The 4,289-nt window shown below is 35.4% G+C and carries 3 protein-coding genes and 2 pseudogenes; 1 reads left to right on the forward strand and 4 read right to left on the reverse strand.

Annotation, left to right across the window (positions count from 1 at the left end; genetic code table 11):
• Nucleotides 1–133: 133 nt before the first annotated feature.
• Nucleotides 134–1,621 (forward strand): annotated as a pseudogene (locus O9290_RS01725) (mechanosensitive ion channel family protein); the annotation flags it as partial.
• Between the two features lie 361 nt (nucleotides 1,622–1,982).
• On the opposite strand, the gene O9290_RS01730 reads toward O9290_RS01725, so the two are convergent.
• The 4 genes and pseudogenes from O9290_RS01730 to O9290_RS01745 form a co-directional block, all read right to left on the reverse strand.
• Nucleotides 1,983–2,927 (reverse strand): hypothetical protein, encoded by a 945-nt coding sequence (locus O9290_RS01730; protein ID WP_288055922.1) that lies wholly within the window; start codon nucleotides 2,925–2,927, stop codon nucleotides 1,983–1,985.
• A gap of 297 nt (nucleotides 2,928–3,224) precedes the next feature.
• A complete protein-coding gene (locus tag O9290_RS01735) occupies nucleotides 3,225–3,638 on the reverse strand; it encodes a PIN domain-containing protein (protein WP_004159379.1) in 414 nt (137 codons plus the stop codon).
• Complete coding sequence (locus O9290_RS01740; RefSeq protein ID WP_004159378.1) at nucleotides 3,635–3,862, reverse strand: hypothetical protein; 228 nt, start codon at nucleotides 3,860–3,862, stop codon at nucleotides 3,635–3,637. The genes O9290_RS01735 and O9290_RS01740 overlap by 4 nt, the downstream gene beginning before the upstream one ends.
• 304 nt (nucleotides 3,863–4,166) lie before the next feature.
• Nucleotides 4,167–4,289 (reverse strand): annotated as a pseudogene (locus O9290_RS01745) (IS630-like element ISMae26 family transposase); the annotation flags it as partial.

Raw genomic sequence — 4,289 nt, forward strand, 5'->3', positions numbered from 1 at the left:
AGAGGTTATTCTCCTCGTAGGTCTCGATGATCTTTTGTCGCAAGTCTAAAGAATAGGGCTTCATCGGGTCGTGGCTCCTGCCTAGGTCTATAATTTATTGTCCTCTTCTATTGTACCTCATGCAAGTGCATACCGCTATAACGCTATTACCCGGAGAATTGAAAGAATTGCTCAAAATGATTCTATTCCTGTTGAGAACCTGACAATTAAGCAGATTCCTGATGATAACTCACTTTATTTAAGTGTAGATCAAGAAGTAATTCTAACGGTGACGGAGCGAGATGCAAAAGCCTATCGTTCAACGCCGAAGGTTTTAGCTCAACAAGCTTTACAAAAAATTCAGGTTGCTATCGCTCAATATCGCCAAGATCGAAAACCCGAACAACTACTTAAGAACATCATTTATACGGTTATAGCCAGCTTTGCCTTCCTGATTATTAGCTTTGCAGTTATCAAAACTTCAGGGAAGCTATTTCCCTTTATTAGACGTTTGATTGAATCCTTGACGCCAGGCATTCAAATCGGGAATGTTGAGATCATATCTTCCTCTAATATAAGCTTTTTTTGGCTGCGAGTTCTTCGGATAATTCGCTTACTTGTTCTCTTTTTATTATTATTTAATTATGCTACATTTGTACTTCGTTTATTTCCCTGGACAAGAGTTTTTGGTGAGAGTATTTTAGGCTATTTTTATCAATCATTAGAACTGGTTTTATCCTCTATTGGCCAATATCTTCCCAATGCCTTTATTATTGCCATAATCATTTTTATCACTTACTACTTAATCGGGCTAATCAAGCCCTTTTTTACAGCAATAGAAAGAGGAAATCTGGTTATTCCTGGTTTTTATACTGATTGGGCTAAACCGACTTACAATATCCTATTAGTCATAATTATTGCCATAGCAGCAATAGTTGCTTTTCCCTATTTGCCCGGTTTTGATTCCCCTGCTTTCCGAGGTGTTTCTGTTTTTCTTGGTCTTCTTTTATCCCTTGGTTCTACTTCGGCAATCGCCAATGTTATTGGGGGAATTATTCTTATTTATACCCGTGCCTTTCGCATCGGAGATCACATTCAAGTAGGAGATGTAATTGGCGATCTAATTGAAAAAAACTTCCTAGTCATCCGCATTTGTACTCCCACTAATAAAATCATTACTATTCCTAACTCATCTTTATTAAGTAGTAATGTGATTAACTTTAGTATTTCCTCGCGGGAGTTAAACAGAAATCTAATTATTCAGACAACGATTACCCTGGGGTATGATCTGCCCTGGCGAAAAGCCCACAAAACCTTAATTGAAGCTGCTCTAGAAACTGAGCATATTCTCAAAGAACCCGCACCTTTTGTCCTGCAAACTAGCTTAGATAATTTTTACATCAGTTATCAATTAAACGCTTACACTAACCAACCCAATTTGATGGTAATAATTTATTCAGAACTCCATCAAAATATTCAAGACAAGTGTAATGAAGCTGGGATTGAGATTCTCTCTCCCAGTTACACCTCCCTACGAGATGGAAATACAACAACCATTCCCGAAAATTATTTACCTTCCGATTATGTCGCGCCTCCCTTTCGCGTTCAATCTTCAGACAATCAGGAAAACAACACATTATGACACCATACCCGTTTTTAGGCTCTCACTTTTGGCGGATTATTAATAGACCTCTTGTAAAAATCAAAAATTGTTGTTAGGAGTAAGTAGCCAGTAGTCAGTAGTCAGTAGTCAGGATAATTAAGAATGAATAATAATCAATTCCATGATCTCTTGACAGATTTTAGGCAATTTAATCCTTATTTTTGCCGTTTTTGAACCATCAAAAATTAATTGTGCAAGAGGTTTAGTTTTGCAAGGGAATAAAGTTGACAATATCTCTTATAGGGTTTCTGATTCACAAGAGGTACATTCCCGATCCTGAACAGCTTAATCAGCAAAGGTTTAAGTGTGCCGCACAGATGCGAGAACCGCTATATTTTATTTAGGAACTACCTCCTAAATAAAAGCCTAGCGAAAACATGATTAAGATGCCAATAATAAATACAATAGACCAGGAAAAAACCGCAAATAAAACAAAACAAGCTGGGAAAGAAATCAGAGTTCCACCAACGAAAAACATACCCACCAAAAGAAGGAGCGGTACTTTAATAGGATGGGTGATTAGTTGATAAAAATCACTAAGAAAACCCAATAAATTATTAAAAATTTTAGGTTTAAACCTTTGAGAAACTTTTTTCCTAAGATAATTTTCAGCATCAGAGTTTAGAGGATAAATCGCTTGAAAGGTTTGGGGTTTATAAATTTCTTCAATCTGATAGGCCCATGCGGTTAATTTGTTTTTATTTTTTCTTCTTTCTGCCAGTTGATTGATCATAATAACCGTACACTTTAGATCACGAGGAATCACTAAACAAGGATTTTTTTCTTGTAATAATGCTTGAAATTGCGGCAGTTTTAAAGCATCATTATGACGGGTATTAGAATCATCATACAAGTGGGTTTTTCTGGTATCTTTTTGATCAAAAGGGTCGAAAGTTGGCTTGTTATTAGTATTAAACCATGCCAATAAATTCGTTAATTTTCCTAATCCTTGCGCTATAAAATAACGATATAATAATACTTCTTCTCTGTTGCGATCTTTCCCTTTACTAATAACAGCAATGATTGACCAAGCCTCTTTTTTATTTTTAACTTCTCGACCGATTATAACAAATTTTTCTTTTTCAGGCACGTTTTGAGGAAAGCAAGGAATTTTTAATAATTCCTCATCAATGGCTTGATAAACCACATCGGGAATCGGCTCTAAGGTACAATTCATAAAGTCTTCTTCGGTGTAATCTTCCACCCACCACAAAACTTGTGTACCAACTTGTGAAGATTGTACTTTAACTCCTGTACTAAATTCGTGAATCTCAATAGTACTCATGATTTTTTGTCAAAAGTAAGGATTATTGCTTAGTATTTATGTACCGTTAATAGCGATCACCTCACCCTAAAATGGGTCTCTATCTATTCTTTTATCGTAGGATAGGGGGGAAGTTATGCAGGGGAGCGGTTAAATAATACAATTTTATTATAGTTGAGATAAAATTTAGGCGAAGCTGGATCAGCGATCGCATTTAACTTCGATAAATGGGATAGACTAAAGAAAGTTAATGAGGATCAAGTCATGACACAAAATGAGTTAATGTTAGAACGATACTTTACTATCCTAAAAACTAGGTTAAACTGTATAGGGAACTTCAACAAAGGGATGTTCAGTTAAGTCGAAATCTTTAGTATTGTGAGTGACTAATTTAAGGTTATAATGAAGGGCGATTGCTGCTTGAATTGCGTCGGGTAATTTCCATTGTATGATCTTTTGATGGGGGAGTTTGTTCAACTTTTTTCTGATTTGTTCACGACGAAGTTGGATAACTAAATCGATGATAGTTTGATCTAATTCTATTAGGTGAAAGTAGGATAAAACTTGTTGAGCTTGATGAAAGGTGGTTTCATCCTCAAATCCAATCAAGACTTCTGCTTTAGTAATGATAGAAATACAAGCATCGTTTTTATGTTTTTTAAGATAGCTGGTTGCTGCTGAAACTCCATTAAAATGGTCAATCAGAATACAAGAATCTATCAGTTTTTTCATGACCATTCCTCTCGAATTTTCTGTTGATATTCTAACCCATCTCCTTTTGTCCATATTCCTTGAGTATTTTCTAAAACCGTTTCAAAATCGGAAGAAGATTCAGCTATATCTTGTTCAACAACCTCAATATTAATATTCAGCTTTGTTCCTTCTTTGAAGGGTAAATTAGAGAGAAGGATTTGCTGAGAGTTATCAAGGGTTATCTGAGTTTGATAGGAAGTCATAAGATTAAGCTATTTGAAGATAGTTAAAATCATTATAGCAGAAGTCAGAATTATGAGGTTGGAAGTCGGAAGTAAAAGCTATACAGAACTAGCTTTTCAACTAATTGACTGTACCTCATGAGATTGGGAAATGTTATATATAACTTTGATGGTTCTTTTTGCTGAATACCGAATTTGAATTGATTTTCTCCCGTCTAATTGATAATAAGATTAAGTGCAGATAGACTTTGATTTTCCTCAATCAAACGCTAATTTATAGGACGCACAACACTTGCGTCCCTACAGTATATAGCAATTCTCTGACTTATGAGGTACAGTAGCAACAGTGAGTAAACCAATTGCGAATATCTTTTTGAGTAACTTCTAACATAGCCAATTCAATCCCTTCTATTAAGTCTTTGTAAGTTCTCGCCTTCAGTTTTCTTAA

The organism is Microcystis sp. LE19-41.2A (assembly GCF_027530405.1).
In the GTDB taxonomy this organism is placed as follows: Bacteria; Cyanobacteriota; Cyanobacteriia; order Cyanobacteriales; family Microcystaceae; genus Microcystis; species Microcystis aeruginosa.

Excerpts from the sequence above, each read along its gene's own strand:
- O9290_RS01740 (WP_004159378.1), bottom strand. The coding sequence starts at position 3,862 with ATGACTTCCTATCAAACTCAGATAACCCTTGATAACTCTCAGCAAATC.
- O9290_RS01735 (WP_004159379.1), bottom strand. The coding sequence starts at position 3,638 with ATGAAAAAACTGATAGATTCTTGTATTCTGATTGACCATTTTAATGGA.
- O9290_RS01730 (WP_288055922.1), bottom strand. The coding sequence starts at position 2,927 with ATGAGTACTATTGAGATTCACGAATTTAGTACAGGAGTTAAAGTACAA.